This window comes from Streptomyces acidiscabies, from assembly GCF_020010905.1.
Lineage (GTDB): Bacteria > Actinomycetota > Actinomycetes > Streptomycetales > Streptomycetaceae > Streptomyces > Streptomyces acidiscabies.
In genome coordinates this window covers 2,407,095-2,422,028 of the sequence record NZ_JAGJBY010000002.1, presented here as the reverse complement: position 1 = coordinate 2,422,028, position 14,934 = coordinate 2,407,095, and the positions used below count along the sequence as shown (strand labels likewise).

The following is a 14,934-nucleotide window of genomic DNA, read 5'->3' as shown; positions in this document are numbered from 1 at the left end:
GAACGTCCTTCCGTCTCCACGGGAAACGGAATTCACGGGCGGTACGTCCCGGCCGCCGCCAGGAACGCGTCGTTGTCCGCCACGGTCCCCACCGTCACGCGGACGCCGTCGCCCGGGTAGGGCCGCACATCGACCCCCGCCGACGCGCAGGCGGCGGCGAACTCCTGGGCACGGCTGCCGAGCGGCAGCCAGAGGAAGTTGGCCTCCGACGGCGGGACCTCGAAGCCCAGGGCGAGCAACTCGGCGCGGACCCGGTCCCGTTCGGCGACCGTCCGCGCGACGCGGCTAAGGAGTTCCGGCTGCGCCGCCAGCGACGCGACGGCGGCGGCCTGGGCGATGTCGCTGACGCTCAACGGCATGACCATGCGCTGGACCCGGGAGATCAGGTGGGGCTCCGCGAGCAGGTAGCCGACCCGCAGTCCTGCGAGGCCGTACGCCTTGGAGAAGGTGCGGGCGACGATCAGGTTCGGCCACGCCCCGAGCAGGCGGACGCCCAAGTCGGGGTCGCGCGCGAACTCGCCGTACGCCTCGTCGAGCACCACCAGGCAAGTCGGCGGGACTGCGGCGAGGAACCGCAGGAGGGCGGCCTCGTCGGCGGTCGCGCCGGTCGGGTTGTTGGGGTTGCAGAGCAGCACCAGGCGGGTCCGCTCGTCGATCGCTGCGGCGAGGGCGTCGAGGTCGTGTCCGTCCGCTGTCAGCGGTACGCGGACGGAGTGGAACCCGGCGAGGTCCGCGAGGACTCCGTAGCCGTCGAACGACGGCCACGAGTAGGCGACGGCGGCTCCCGGCTCTGCGGTCACCGTCAGGAGCGCCTGGATGAGCGTGATCGACCCGGCGCCGACCGCGACCCGGTTCGGGGCGAGGTCGTAGTGCCGGGCGAGTTCGGCGCGCAGCGCTCCGCAGGCCGGGTCGGGGTACCGGTTGGCCTCGGTCGCGGCGCGGGTGATCGCGTCCAGCACGGAGGCGGGGGGCGGGAACGGGGTTTCGTTGCGGGCCAGCGGGTGGGCGAGGGCGGGGCCGCCGGAGGGGGCGTCCCCGGCGCCGAGCAGCAGGGCTAGTCCGGCGCCCTCGCGGGCCTCGCGGTTCTCGGCCCGGGCCGGCGCCGGGGAGCCGGTCTCGGCGATCCGCTTCTCGACGTACCCGGCGATGTCCGCCAGCGTCGTGAGGCCGAACAGTTCGTCGTCGGTGATCTTGATGCCGAGGCGTTCGGTGAGCGCCAGGGACAGTTCGAAGGTGGCGAGGGAGTCCAGGCCCGCGTCCTCGCGGCTCGCGTCCGGGGACAGCCCGTCGGCCTCCACCTCAAGGTCGTCGATCATGATCGTCTTCAGCAGTTCGTACATGGGTCCTCCGGTCCGATCGCCGGGCCGTTACGCGTCGGCCGGCTTCCTGCGGGACGTCTTCCAGCGGTCGGGGACCGGATTGGTCCGGTCCTCCCAGACGACGTTGTCGTCCCACCACTCCTCGATCCGCCGCAGCTCCTCCCCGGTGTCAGGGCCGGTGAGCCGGAAGACCATCTCGGCGACGGGCAGGCCGAGTCCGGGGGCGCTGCCGTAGCGGCGTCCGACGTCGCCTCGGGGCCGGTAGCTCACCGTCCCCGGCAGCGGGCAGGTGTCGGGCAGCGCGCGCAGGACGCCCTTGGCCGGCGGGAACCAGACGAAGCCGAGCCGTTCGCCGGCCGGGGGGATCTCGACCTGGTCGCCGCGTCCGGCCTGGCCGAGCAGGCTCGCGCCGTAGAAGTTCAGGCCCAGCGCGGCTTCGTGGACGTCGGTGACGAGGGCCGCGCCCGCCCGGCTGGCGATCTCGCAGACGACCAGGCGGTCGTCGGCGGTGTGGAACAGTTCGAGGTGGAAGGCGCACAGGCCGGGTACGGCGGGCAGCGCGGCCACGACCTGCCGCGCGGCGTCGAGCAGCCGCCCGGACAGGGGGTCCTCGGCGGGCATCATCCCCGTCATGGTCGGGGCGTCGTAGGCGACCGAGAACCAGTCGGAGTACAGGTTGCGCGACGGCACCCCCAGCACCACCTCCCCGTCCTTCATGAGGCCGTTGACGTGGTGGAAGTCGCCCTCGACCCAGGCTTCGGCCAGCCGGGGTGAGCCGTCGGGACGCTCCGGGAGGGCGCTCAGGGCGTCCTCGTCCATGAGGACCGACGTGCCGTTCGAGGCGCCGGAGTCGAGTTCCTTGACGACGACCGGGAAGCCGACCTTCCACGCGAACTCGGCGAGTTCGTCGTTGCCGCGGAACTTGCGCATCGGCGCGACCTCGATGCCCGCCGCCGCCAGCGTCGACTTCATGACGTGCTTGTCCCGGTACGCCGTGGCGGAGGCGAGGCTCTGTCCGGGCAGGCCGAGTTCGGCCCGGATGCGCGCCGCGCGCAGCACCTCGCGCTCGCCGAGCGAGAGGACCCGGCGCACCCCGAACCGGCGGGCGAGGGCGACGAGTTCGTCGTCCGGCAGCTCCCAGAGGCTGGGTACCACCTCCAGATGGAGGAAGCGCTCGGCGTACGCGGCGAGGTCGGCGGAGGCGGGGATGTCCGCTCTCGTGGTCACCACGACCAGCTCCCGCGCCGCGTCCGGGAACCACTCGTGCAGGCGCGAGACGATCTCCTTGGTGTTCAGCAGGAGGAACGGGCCCTGTTCGGCCGCCATGGTCACCTTTCGGTCAGTCATCGATTCCCTCTATGCGTCCGTGCCGAAGTAGCGGTCCCCGAAGTCCCCGATGCCGGGCTGCATCCACGCGTTCTCGTCGAGGTGCTCCTCGATCGCGGAGGTCACGATCCGTACCCGGGGGTACTGCTCGCAGACGGCGGTGATGCCTTCGGGGACGGTGATGAAGTTGACGAAGACGATGTTCTCCTCGGGCACGCCGAGGTCCGTCAGCACGCGCAAGGCCGCCAGCGCGGTCCCGCCGGTCGCCATGACCGGGTCGAGCAGCAGGACGTGCCGCTCGGCGATGTCGGCGGGCAGGGCGGTGTAGTAGAGGCGGGCCTCTTTGGTCGTCTCGTCCCGCTGGATGAGGATCTTCCCGATCCTGATCCCCGGGCAGACGTCCCGCAGTTCGCCCTCCATGCTCTCCCCGGCGCGCACCACGGTGACCCCGCACAGCCCGGAGGCGAAGCGCAGCCCCTGGTAGGCCGCGCCGGTCGGGGTGCGGACCTCGTGCGGTTCGAAGGGCAGCAGGTCCATGCCCGCTTCGATCAGCATGCGGATGACCCGGCGGGAGTGGTGGACGAAGTCCTCGCGGGGGGCGTCCCGGTCGCGGATCACGGTGTGCAGGGCGCGCAGTTGGCCGGTCTGGGGCAGCAGGCGGAGGTTGCCGCCGAGGTACTTCTCGATGGAGGGGACGGTGGTCGCGGTCATGGGGTACGTCTCCTCAGGCCCTCGGGACGAACTTCACGGGAAGCGAGTCGAACCCCCACAGCAGGTTCGAGCGCAGGCGCAGGACCGGTCCTGCGAGTTCGGCGACCTCGACCCGGGCCAGGAGTTCCTCGAACATCACCGTGAGTTCGAGCTTGGCGAGCGAGGAGCCGATGCAGTAGTGGTTGCCCTGGATGAAGCCCAGGTGGCGGTTGGGGTCGCGCTCGATGTCGAAGCGGTCCGGGTCGTCGAAGACCTTCTCGTCGCGGTTGGCCGAGGGCAGCCAGGCGACGACGTGGTCACCGGCGCTGATGTGCTCCCCGCCGAGTTCGACGTCCTCGGTCGCGGTGCGCAGCGCGTGCATGACGGGCGAGGTGTAGCGCACGACCTCCTGGATCGCCGAGGGCATCAGGCCGGGCTGGTCCCGCAGCCGTTGCCACTGGTCGGGGTTGTCGATGAGGGCGAGCAGTCCGCCGACGGTGGCGTGCCGGGTCGTCTCGTTGCCGCCGGAGACGAGGGCGTCGCAGTTGTAGAGGATCTCCTGGTCGGTGAGCGGGGCGCCGTCGATCTCGCCGCACACCAGGGCGCTCATGAGGTCGTCCTTCGGCGCCCGCCTGCGTTCCTCGGCGAGGTCCTGGAAGTGGAGGAGGATCTCGGTGTGGGCCTGGACCTTGCGCGCCTCCTCCGTCTCGTCGAGCGCGGTGGAGCTCCAGGCGAAGCGGGTGCGCTCGACCATGAAGTCCCAGTCGGCGGGCGCGACGCCGATCATGTCGCAGATGACGGAGACCGGCAGTTTCTGCGCGACGCGCGTGAACTCGCACTCCCCCGCCGCCAGCGCCTCGTCGATGGCCTTGGCGGCGGTCGCCCGCATGTTGGTCTCCAGCCGGTTCACCATCTTCGGGGTGAACGCCGAGCTGACGACCTTGCGGATCTTGTCGTGCCGGGGCGGGTCGGTGATGTTGAGCATCTTGCCGGCCGCTGCGGCGAGGACCTGCGGGTCGGAGTCGAGCCGCATCCCGTTCTGGGAGCTGAACACGCGGGGATCGGTCAGCATGTCCGTGCACAGGCCGTGGGTCATCACGGCCCAGAAGTGCTCCCCGTTCGCCCGCTGGTTGCGGTACACGGGGTGTTCGGCGCGCAGCCGCGACCAGACCGGCTCCGGGTCGGAGCTGCGGTAGAGGAGCGGGTCCGACAGGTCGACGTTCATCAGCTCTCCCGGTGTCGATCAGGGGTGGCGAGTACTTCGCGGACGGCGCTCAGGACGTCGCCTTGGTGCTCCGCCAGGTAGAAGTGGCCGCCGGGGAAGGTGCGCAGGGCGAAGCGGCCCCGGGTCGCGCCGGCCCAGGCGCCCGCGTCGCCGACGCCCACGGCCTCGTCCTGGCGGCCCACGAACGCGGTGACGTCGGTGCGCAGGGGCGGGCCGCCGGTGCGCGGGACGTAGGACTGGACGATCCGGTAGTCGTCGCGGACCGCCGGCAGGAACGCGGAGCGCATGTCCGGGTCGTCCAGCAGCCCGGCGTTGCCGGAGCCCAGCTCCTTGAGGAGTGCCACGAGCCGGTCGTCGTCCAGGAGATGGGCGCCTTCCTGGCCGGCGAAGGGCCGCACCCGGTGGGGGGCGCCGCTCCCGGAGACCACGAGGTGGCGTACGGCGTGGCCCCGGCCGCCGGCCGTCAGGCGGCGCAGGACCTCGTAGCCGACGACCGCGCCCATGCTGTGCCCGAAGAAGACGGCGGGCCGGTCGAGGAGTCCGCTCAGCTCCTGGGCGACCTGGTCCGCGAGGGTGTGCAGGTCGGGTGCGAAGGGTTCCCGGATCCGGTTCTCGCGGCCCGGGTACTGGACCGCCCACACCTCCGCCCCGGCGGCGTCGTGGCCGCCCCAGTCGCGGAAGTAGCTGGCGGCTCCCCCGGCGTGCGGGAAGCACACGAGCCGGGTCGGGGCCGAGGGGTCCGGCGGCCCGAAGGTGCGGATCCACGGGCTGTCCGGCCGGGTGGCGACCGTCTGTCGTCGTATCACCGCCGGTCAGCTCCGTCCGTCGCCGGTCGCGCGGGTGACGGCCTCGGCGAGCCCCGCGATGGTCGGGGACTCGAAGAGCACGCGGGCGGTCATGCCGACGTCGAACCGGGCACGGATGCGGGCGATCAGGCTCGCGGCGAGCAGGGAGTGCCCGCCCACCTGGAAGAAGTCGGCGTCGACGCTGATGCCGGGCCGGCCGAGGATGTCCTCCCAGATGTCCGCCAGGACCGCTTCCACCGGGGTGCGGGGCGCTATGTGGGCGGCCTCGTCGTCGTCCGGTTCCAGGGCGAGCAGGGCGGTACGGTCGATCTTCCCGTTGGGGGTCATCGGGAACGCGTCCAGGACGTGGACGGCCGTCGGGATCATGTACCACGGCAGGTGCCCGCGCAGGTGGGTGATCAGTTCGGCCGCAGCGGGCGCGGTCCGCCGGTCGGCGGCGACGAAGCACACCAGGGTGCTGTCCGGGCCGTCGCCCGTCACCTGGGCGACGCACGCCGTGACGGCCTGGTGCTCGGCGAGGACGGCCTCGATCTCGCCGAGTTCGATGCGGTAGCCGCGCAGTTTCACCTGGTGGTCGCGGCGGCCGAGGAACTCCAGGCAGCCGTCGGCGTCGGCGAGCACCAGGTCCCCGGTTCGGTAGAGGCGGCTGCCGGGCACGCCGGAGAAGGGGTCGGGCAGGAACCGCTCGGCGGTGGTCTGCGGCGCGCCCAGGTAGCCGACGGCCACGCCCGCCCCGCCGATGAACAGTTCCCCCGGCTCTCCCGCCGGGACCGGCCGCAGGGCGTCGTCGAGGACGTACGTGCGGACGTTGTCGATGGGGCGGCCGATCGGGACGGAGCTGTACTCGCTGCCCTCCCAGTCGGCTCCCGGCTCGTGGACGGTCGTGGTGATGGTGCCCTCGGTCGGGCCGTAGACGTTGAACCAGCGGATGTCCTCGCCGACCCGTTTCTTCCAGGTCAGCAGCGCCTGGCGGGCCGCCTTCTCGCCGGCCACGATCATCGTGCGCAGCGAGGACTCGGTGGCCAGCCGCAGCAGGCAGTCCTCCTCCGCGACCCAGCTGTGCCAGAAGGCCGTGGGCACGCTCAGGAAGGTCGTGCCGGTGTCGATCACCTGCTGGGTGAGGGCCCGGAACGTCTGGCGCAGCGGGTCGCTGCCGAGGACCAGGGCCGCGCCGTGCAGGAGCGGCGGGAAGATCTCCTCGGCGGCGGCGTCGAAGCTCAGGGGCCTGCACTGGAGCACGCGGTCGCCGGGGGCGAAGGCGAAGTGCCGGTTCACGGCAAAGCTGTGGTTGGCCAGCGAGCGGTGGGTCACCAGGACGCCCTTGGGGCGGCCCGTGGAGCCGGAGGTGTGGATGACGTAGGCGATGTCCGACGGGAGCGGGGCGGGGCTGTCCGGCGCGGGCGCGGTGGGCAGGGCGTCGATGTCCTGCCGATGCCGGTCGAGGCAGACGATCTCGCCGTCGTAGTCGGGGAAGAGCGGGCTGAGCGGCTCCTGGGTGAGGAGGAGGCGGGCGCCCGTGTCGGCGAGGACGTACCGCAGCCGTCCGGCCGGGTACTCCGGGTCGAGGGGCACGTAGGCCGCGCCGGTCTTCAGGACCGCGAGCAGGGCCGTGATCATCTGCGGCGACCGCTCGACACACAGCCCCACGAACGCGCCGGGGCCGATGCCTCGTTGCCGCAGGAACGCGGCCAACCGGCTGGACTCGTCGTCGAGTTGACGGTACGTCAGCTGCTGGTCCTGCCAGATCAGGGCCGGTGCGCCCGGGGTGCGTTTCGCCTGGGCGGCGAACAGGTCGGGCAGGCAGGCACCCGTACCGTCGTCCGGCGACCTCGCGGGCCGGATGTCCGGCCAGTGGGCGCCGATGTACTCCAGGCACTCGCGGCGGCTCTGCGCCCGGTGCGCGACGCGCCAGCCCGGTGGTACGTCGAGACCGCCGGCCCACAGAGCGTGCCGGTTCTCGCTGTTCACCAGGACCAGAGAGACACCGTTGTCGTCATGAATCGGGTTGACCACGGCTCGCAGTCCCCTTCGGATGCTAAGTGTGCGGCGTACGAACTGGCGTTGTGCTGGGGAGGGAAGCCCCCACGGGGGGCGGTGCCCGCACAGCATCGCTCCGCGTCCCTGCAAGGGCCTCGCCGCCTCGCTTGCCCTGCCTGCGGCGGCGCCCGGTCAGCGCGACGGCGAGCCGTCGGCAAGGCCCCGGGCCCAGGCTGGCCCCCGAGAAATCGCCCCGACGGGGAACGAATCCGAGGGAAAGGCGACCGTGAATGCAAGCAACTGGACGGCTGTCCGTATCGGTCCTTGGCGCCGGACTCATCGGTCTGGACCTGGCGACCAAGATCATGCGGTCGGACCGCCTCGACCTGCGGCTCGTCGCGGGCCGCGATGAGGCCGCTCCAGGGCTGAGGCGGGCGGCCCGGCGCGGCGTGCCGGTCGCGACCGGGGGCATCCAGTCCCTCGTCGACGCCGAGGAGGACTTCGACGTGGTGTTCGACGCCACCAACGCGTCCTGCCACGCCGAGCACGCCGAGAAGCTCGCGGCGTCCGGCGCGCTGCTCGTCGACCTGACGCCCAGCCGGGTCGGGCAGATGATCGTCCCGACCGTCAACCGGGCGGACATCGGCTCCCACCGCGACATCTCCATGGTGACCTGCGGCGGGCAGGCGTGCGTACCGATCCTGCACGCGATAGCGAAGGCGCACCGGATCGACCACATCGAGGTCGTGACCACGGCCGCCACCCTGAGCGTGGGCCACGCCTCGCGTCTGAACCTCGACGAGTACGTGGCGACCACGCGGGACGCGATCCGCCTGTTCACCGGCGTCGAGAACGTGAAGGCGCTCGTCAACATCAGCCCGGCCCGCCCGGCGGCCACTTTCCGGGTCGCCATGTATCTGCTGGGCCGGGACCTCACCACCGAATCGGTGCGCTCGCTGGTGGCGGGAGCCGCCGCGGAGATCCGCACGTACGTCAAGGGATTCGACGTCAACGTGTGCACCGTCAACGACTCGATGGCCTTCGTCTCCGTGGAGGTCACGTCGGCCGGCGACCGGCTGCCGCACTACGCCGGGAATCTCGACATCATCAATTCCGCCGCGATCCAGGCCGCCGAGTACTACGCGGCGGACCGGCTCGCACTGGCAGGCAGGGAGACGGCATGAGCCAGGAAGCGGCTCGGGACGCCGCCGTGGGCAAGCCGATCCAGATCCACGACCCGACTCTGCGCGACGGCCAGCACGCCGTCCGCCACAGCCTCGGCGCTGAGCAGTTCCGCGCCTATCTGAAGGCCGCCGACGCCGCGAAGGTGCCGGTCGTCGAGGTCGGCCACGGCAACGGCCTGGCCGCCTCGTCCCTCCAGGTCGGCCGGGCCCGGCTGAGCGACGACGAGATGATGACGATCGCCCGGGAGACCCTGACGACCAGCAAGCTGGGCGTCCTGATGTTCCCGGGCTGGGCCACGACCCAGGACCTCAAGAACGCCCTCGCGTACGAGGTCGACGTGGTGCGCATCGCGACGCACTGCACCGAGGCGAGTGTCGCCGAGCGGCACCTCGGCTTCCTGCGCGACGAGGGGGTGGAGGCGCACGGCATCCTCCTGATGACGCACATGGCGACCCCCGAGCAGCTCGCCGAGGAGTGCGCGCGCCTGGTCGGGTTCGGGGCCACCGGTGTCGGCATCCTCGACTCCTCGGGGTACTTCCTGCCCTCGGACGTCACGGAGCGCATCGAGGCCATCTGCGGCGCCGTCGACGTGCCGGTGATGTTCCACGGGCACAACAACCTCGGTATGGCCGTGGCGAACTCGGTCGCGGCTGCGGAGGCGGGGGCGGGCATTCTCGATGCGTGTGCCCGGGGCTTCGGCGCGGGCGCCGGGAACACCCAGCTCGAAGTGCTGGTGCCGGTGCTGGAGCGGCTGGGGTACCGGACGGGCATCGACCTGTACCGGCTCCTGGACGCCGCGGACATCGCCGAGCGGGAGCTGATGCCGGCGCCGCCCACGATCGACTCCGTCTCCATCGTCAGCGGGCTGGCCGGGGTGTTCTCCGGGTTCAAGAAACCGGTGCTCGACATCGCGGCGCGGGAAGGGGTCGATCCGCGCGACATCTTCTTCGAACTCGGCAGGCGTCAGGTGGTCGCGGGCCAGGAGGACCTCATCGTGGAGGTGGCGCTGGCCCTCGCCGCCGCCCGCAGTGGGACCGGCTCATGCTGACCGTGAACGGGAACTCCGGGTACTTCGTGCCGGCCCCCGGGGTGGGGAGTGTCCTCGGGGACGCCGAGGTGGCGGCGCTGAGCAGTCTCGTCCGGTCCGGCGAGAGCCTCTCGCAGGGGCGCTGGCGGGACGAGTTCGAGGAGGCGATGCGCGAGCACATCGGCAGCCGGTACGCGATGACCGTGACCAGTGGGACCGTCGCCGTCGCGCTCGCCGTGCACCTGCTGGACCTCGCCCCCGGTGACGAGGTCATCGTGACGCCGCAGACCTTCAAGGCCACCGCCGATCCGCTGCTGGCCCACGATGTGACCGTCCGTTTCTGCGATGTGGAGCCGGACACCCTGAACGTGGACGTCGCCTCGTTCGAGTCGCTGATCACGCCGAGGACCAGGGCCCTGATCCTGGTCCACTACGGCGGCCGGCCGGCCCGGATGGACGAGATCATGCGGGTGGCCCGGCGGCACGGCATCCGGGTGATCGAGGACTGCGCCCACGCGCTGGGCGCCCTCTACCGGGGCCGGCGCCCCGGCGTGCTGGGCGACATCGGGTGCTTCAGCTTCCACTCCAGCAAGAACATCACGACGCTCGGCGAGGGCGGGATGCTCACCTTCGACGACCCCGAGTGGGCCGAGCGCATCGACCGCATCCGCTCCAACGCCGCCGACGGGGTGCTCGCCCCGTCTCCGCTGCTGGCCGGGCCGTACGACCGTGCGGAGCCCTGGATGATGTGGGCGGGCGACTCGTACGAGAACGAGTGCCTCCTCGTCCGGCATCCCGGGAGCAACGCCACGCTCAGCGAGGCCGGCGCCGCCGTCGGACTCGTCCAGTTGGGGCGCCTCGATGAGCTGGCGGAGCGGCGGCGGTGGATCGCCGGGCGGCTCGCCCAGACGCTGGCGGAGTTCCCGCAGGTGCGGCTGGCCGAGGTGCCCGAGGACATCCAGCACCCCTACCACCTGTTCACCTTCTTCGTCCGGCCGGACCACGGGACGAGCCGCGACGAGGTCATCCAGGCCCTGGAGGACGCCGGGATCCAGGTGCAGGTGCGCTACTTCCCCCTCCATCTCCGGCCGGAGTGGCGGGGCCGGGGCCACCGGCTCGGGGAGTGCCCGGTCACCGAACGGATCTGGTTCCACGAGCAGGTCAACCTGCCGTGCTACCCGTCGATGACCGACGGTCAGGTCGAGCATCTGGTGCTGGCCCTGAAGTCCGCGCTCACCGGACGGCGGGGCGGAACGTCGAGTTACGAGGAGGCCCGCGCATGACGGAGTCCTATGACGTGGTGGTCGTCGGCGGCGGACCGATCGGCCTGGCCACCGCCTGGGAGGCGGCCGAACGCGGCCAGCGGGTCCTGGTCCTGGAGCGGCACACGTTCTTCAACGAGACCGCCGGCACAAGCGGCGCCGAGCGCCACTGGCGGCTCCAGTACACCCAGGAGGACCTGTTCCGCCTGACGCTGGAGACCCTTCCGCTGTGGCGCGCGCTGGAGAGCCGGTGCGAGCGGCGCCTCATCCACGAGATCGGCAGCCTCTGGTTCGGTGACGTCGACGTGGTCACGAACGAGGGCCAGATATCGGGCACCGCCGAGATGATGGACAAGCTCTCGGTGCGCTACGAATGGCTCAAGGCCCCCGACATCGAGCGGCGGTTCGGGTTCCGCGGCCTGCCCAAGGACTACGAGGGTTTCCTCCAGCCGGACGGCGGGACGATCGACGTCAGGGGGACGCTGTCGGCCCTCTTCACCCTCGCCCAGGCGGCGGGCAGCACCCTGCGCGCCGGTGAGGCGGTGACGGCGCTCGTGCCGGACGAGAACGGCGTGACCGTCACCACCGACCGGGGCACCTACCGCGCCGGGAAGGCCGTACTGGCCTGCGGCCCCTACACCAACGACCTGCTGGAGCCGCTGGGGGCGCGCCTGGCCTACTCGGTGTACGAGATGGCGATCGCCACCTACCGGCAGGCCGCTGCGGTGGCCGAGTCGCCGTTCTGGTTCGCCTTCCAGCAGCCGACGGAGGAGGACACCAACCTGTTCTACGGGTTCGGCCACAACCCGTGGGCGCCCGGCGAGTTCGTGCGCTGCGGACCGATCTTCGAGGTGGACGCGCTCGGCCACCCGTCGGCGTCCACGGGCGTCGCCGACGGGCGCCAGATGGAACGGCTGTCGGGCTGGCTGCGGGAGCACCTGCCGACGGTCGACCCCGACCCGGCGCGGACCTCGACCTGCCTGGCCGTGCTGCCCACGGACCCGGAACGGCAGTTCTTCCTGGGCACCGCGCGGGACCTGATGCCGCACGGGGACAAGCTCGTCGTCTACGGGGCGGGCTGGGCGTTCAAGTTCGTCCCGCTGTTCGGCCGGATCTGCGCCGACCTCGCCGTGGACGACTCCACCCCGTACGACATCTCACGGCTCGCCCTGCAATCGGCTCTCTGACGTGGCCGCGCGAAAGGAAGGTGACCGGGCGTGAACGCATTCCGCCCCGAGGACCCCGGCCTCCCGAGAATCCCGCCGGACCGCGCGCGGGAGTACCGCGACCGTGGCTGGTGGCTGCCCGAGCGGGTCGACCGGCTGGCGCTGCGTCATGTGGACGACGACCCCGGGAAAGAGGCCGTCCAGGGACCCGGCGGCCGGCTGACCCGGCGCGAGCTGGCGGACGCGGTCGACGGCGCCGCCGCCCGGCTGGCCGCCCTCGGGATCGCCCGGGGGGACCGGGTGCTGGTCCAGCTCCCGAACGACCTGGAGCTGGTCGTCCTGCCGCTGGCGCTGATGCGGCTGGGCGCGCACCCGGTCATGGCGGTGCCCACGCTGCGCCGCCGCGAGCTGCTGTCGGTGGTCGCGGCGACCCGGCCCACGGCCGTGGCCGTACCGCGCCGCCGGCAGCGTTTCGACCATCTCGCGCTGGCGAGGGAGCTGCGGGAGAGCTGCCCGAGCATCCGGCACATCCTGGTCGCCGACCGCACGTCGGACGCCGGTCCCGACGACACCGAGGACCTGGTCGAGCTGTGCCGTCCCGACCCCGGGGCCGGGCCCCTGCCCGATCTGGGGCCGCCGCTGGCCGACGAGCCCGCCGTCTTCCTGCTGTCCAGCGGGACCACCGGCCCGCCGAAGGCCATCGCGCGCGCCCACGAGGGCTACGGCTACATGATCCGGACGGCCGCCGGGTGGGCCGGGCTGTCGGCGGACACGGTGTACCTCGCGGTCATGTCGGCGGCGCACGGCTTCGTCCTCAACTGCCCCGGGATGCTGGGCGTCCTGGCCTTCGGCGGGCGGATCGTCCTGGGCTCGCCGGGAGATCCTGCGGCGGCGCTCGACCTCGTCGACCGGGAGGGGGTGACGCATACGACGCTGGTGCCCGCGCTGGTCACCCAGTGGCTGGACGAGGTCCGCCGAAGGGGCCACGGGCCGACGTCGCTGCGCGTGATGCAGGCCGGCGGCGCCCGCCTGGAGCCCGCCCCCGCAGCCGAGGCGCAGAAGCTGCTGGGCTGCACGGTGCAGCAGTGCTACGGCATGAGCGAGGGGCTGCTGACCTACACCGCCCTGGACGACCCCGACGACGTCATCGCCCAGACGCAGGGGCGGCCCGCCTCGCCCGGCGACGAGATCCGCGTCGTGGACGAGGACGGCGCGGAGGTGGCTGCCGGTGAGGTGGGCGAGCTGCTGACCCGGGGGCCGTACACGGTCGCCGGGTACTACGCGGCGCCGGAGGCCGACGCACGTGCCTTCACCGGCGACGGCTTCTACCGCACCGGCGATCTGGCGCGGGTGCATCCGTCGGGGGGCCTGGTGGTGGAGGGGCGGATCGGGGACGTCATCAATCGCGGGGGCGAGAAGATATCCGCCGGTGAGGTCGAGTCGCTGCTCGGGGAGCACCCCTTGCTGCGGGCGGTCGCTGCGGTCGCGATGCCGCACACCGTGTGGGGGCAGACCGTCTGCGTCTTCGCCGTCCCCCTCGACCCCGAGAAGCAGCCGACGTTGCTCGGCCTGCGCCGTTTCCTCACGGAACGCGGGATCGCCACGTTCAAACTGCCCGAGGAACTGCGGATCGTCGACGCCCTCCCCATGATCGGCGTCGGCAAGATCAACCGGGTCGCCCTTCGGGCGGCGGCACAGGAACGGGAACGGACCCCATGACCGAGATGCTCGACCACGACGTCCCGACGTTCCCGATGGCCCGCGCGTGCCCCATGCACCCGCCGGCCGCGTACCGGGAACTGCGCGAGCAGGAGCCGGTCAGCCGGGTCCGGATGCCCGACGGCCAGGTGGCCTGGCTGGTCACCGGGCACGAGTTCGCCCGCAAGCTACTCGCCGACCCCCGGGTCAGCGCCGACCGCCTGCACCCGGCGTTCCCGGGGAGGCTGACCGCCGAGCAGCGCACGGCGGCCGAGCGCGTCCGCAGACTCAGCACCCGCCGGTCCATGATCCACCTGGACGGGGCCGAGCACGGGGCCCACCGCAAGCTCCTGACCGGAGAGTTCTCGCTGCGCCGGATCGCCGCGCTGCGCCCGCGCATCCAGGAGATCGTGGACCGGAGCATCGACGCCCTGCTGGCCGCGCCGCTCCCCGCCGACCTGGTCGAGCACGTGTCGGAGGCGGTGCCGTCGCTGGTGATCTGCGAGCTGCTGGGCGTGCCCCACGAGCAGCGCCGCGACTTCCACACGTGGGCGGGGATGCTGGTCAGCCGGACCGTCTCGATGCGGGAACGCGCCGCGGCCTCCGACGCGCTGAACGACTTCCTGGAGGACCTGGTCACCGAGAAGGAGCGGGGCGAGCCCACCGACGACCTGATCGGGCGGCTCATCGCGCGCAACCGGCAGACCCCGGTGATGACGCACGACGAGATCGTCGGCACCGCCGTCATGCTGCTGATCGCCGGGCACCAGACCACCGCGAACATGATCTCGCTGGGCGTGGTGGCGCTGCTGAAGAGCCCCGAGCACCGGGCGCGGATCACAGCCGACCCGGCGCTGCTGCCCACGGCGGTCGAGGAGATGCTGCGCTACTTCAGCGTCGTGGAGAACGCGCCCGCCCGGGTGGCCACCGAGGACATCGAGATCGGCGGTGTGACCATCCGCAAGGACGAGGGCATCGTCGTGTCCGCGCTGGCCGCCGACTGGGACGACGCGGTCTTCGAGCACCCGGACCGGCTGGACTTCGAACGCGGCGCCCGCCATCACGTCGCCTTCGGCTACGGCGTGCACCAGTGCCTCGGCCAGAATCTGGCCCGGGTGGAGCTGGAGGTCGTCTTCGAGACGCTGCTGCGGCGGGTGCCGGGCCTGTCGCTGGCCGTTCCGGCCGGGGAGCTGCCGTACAAGGACGACGCCGGGATCTACGGCGTCCACCAGCTGCCGGTGAACTGTTGAGGG

Annotated in this window: 12 protein-coding genes; 6 read left to right on the top strand and 6 right to left on the bottom strand. The window is 72.0% G+C overall.

Annotated features, from left to right (window positions below; translation table 11 throughout):
- Nucleotides 1–32: 32 nt before the first annotated feature.
- Genes J8M50_RS37610 through J8M50_RS37585 form a run of 6 tightly spaced genes read right to left on the bottom strand, consistent with a single transcriptional unit; the run spans nucleotide 33 to nucleotide 7,379 of the window.
- Complete coding sequence (locus J8M50_RS37610; protein WP_010359212.1) at nucleotides 33–1,340, bottom strand: histidinol-phosphate transaminase; 1,308 nt, start codon at nucleotides 1,338–1,340, stop codon at nucleotides 33–35.
- Between the two features lie 27 nt (nucleotides 1,341–1,367).
- Nucleotides 1,368–2,666: an ATP-grasp domain-containing protein gene (locus J8M50_RS37605; RefSeq protein ID WP_078481313.1), complete on the bottom strand. Its 1,299-nt coding sequence runs from the start codon at nucleotides 2,664–2,666 to the stop codon at nucleotides 1,368–1,370.
- A gap of 9 nt (nucleotides 2,667–2,675) precedes the next feature.
- Nucleotides 2,676–3,356: a uracil phosphoribosyltransferase gene (gene upp / locus J8M50_RS37600; RefSeq protein WP_010359210.1), complete on the bottom strand. Its 681-nt coding sequence runs from the start codon at nucleotides 3,354–3,356 to the stop codon at nucleotides 2,676–2,678.
- A gap of 13 nt (nucleotides 3,357–3,369) precedes the next feature.
- Nucleotides 3,370–4,560, bottom strand: coding sequence for a cytochrome P450 (locus J8M50_RS37595; RefSeq protein ID WP_010359209.1), 1,191 nt, complete (start codon nucleotides 4,558–4,560; stop codon nucleotides 3,370–3,372).
- Entirely contained in the window at nucleotides 4,560–5,366 is an 807-nt protein-coding gene (locus tag J8M50_RS37590) for a thioesterase II family protein (RefSeq protein WP_010359208.1), read from the bottom strand. Before J8M50_RS37590 ends, J8M50_RS37595 begins: the two co-directional genes overlap by 1 nt.
- Before the next feature lie 6 nt (nucleotides 5,367–5,372).
- Nucleotides 5,373–7,379, bottom strand: coding sequence for an amino acid adenylation domain-containing protein (locus J8M50_RS37585; protein ID WP_010359206.1), 2,007 nt, complete (start codon nucleotides 7,377–7,379; stop codon nucleotides 5,373–5,375).
- Between the two features lie 254 nt (nucleotides 7,380–7,633).
- Here J8M50_RS37585 and J8M50_RS37580 point away from each other — a divergent pair, with 254 nt between their 5' ends.
- From J8M50_RS37580 to J8M50_RS37555, 6 genes are read left to right on the top strand one after another with little or no spacing between them, the layout of a single operon-like run.
- A complete protein-coding gene (locus J8M50_RS37580; RefSeq protein ID WP_010359205.1) occupies nucleotides 7,634–8,527 on the top strand; it encodes an acetylating acetaldehyde dehydrogenase in 894 nt (297 codons plus the stop codon).
- Nucleotides 8,524–9,576, top strand: a complete 1,053-nt coding sequence (gene dmpG / locus J8M50_RS37575; protein ID WP_010359203.1) for a 4-hydroxy-2-oxovalerate aldolase — start codon at nucleotides 8,524–8,526, stop codon at nucleotides 9,574–9,576. The genes J8M50_RS37580 and dmpG overlap by 4 nt, the downstream gene beginning before the upstream one ends.
- Complete coding sequence (locus J8M50_RS37570; protein ID WP_010359202.1) at nucleotides 9,570–10,838, top strand: DegT/DnrJ/EryC1/StrS aminotransferase family protein; 1,269 nt, start codon at nucleotides 9,570–9,572, stop codon at nucleotides 10,836–10,838. Before dmpG ends, J8M50_RS37570 begins: the two co-directional genes overlap by 7 nt.
- Complete coding sequence (locus tag J8M50_RS37565) at nucleotides 10,835–12,004, top strand: FAD-dependent oxidoreductase (protein WP_010359200.1); 1,170 nt, start codon at nucleotides 10,835–10,837, stop codon at nucleotides 12,002–12,004. Before J8M50_RS37570 ends, J8M50_RS37565 begins: the two co-directional genes overlap by 4 nt.
- 30 nt (nucleotides 12,005–12,034) lie before the next feature.
- Complete coding sequence (locus J8M50_RS37560) at nucleotides 12,035–13,702, top strand: AMP-binding protein (RefSeq protein ID WP_010359198.1); 1,668 nt, start codon at nucleotides 12,035–12,037, stop codon at nucleotides 13,700–13,702.
- A complete protein-coding gene (locus J8M50_RS37555; protein WP_010359196.1) occupies nucleotides 13,699–14,931 on the top strand; it encodes a cytochrome P450 in 1,233 nt (410 codons plus the stop codon). The genes J8M50_RS37560 and J8M50_RS37555 overlap by 4 nt, the downstream gene beginning before the upstream one ends.
- The last annotated feature ends 3 nt before the right edge of the window (nucleotides 14,932–14,934 follow it).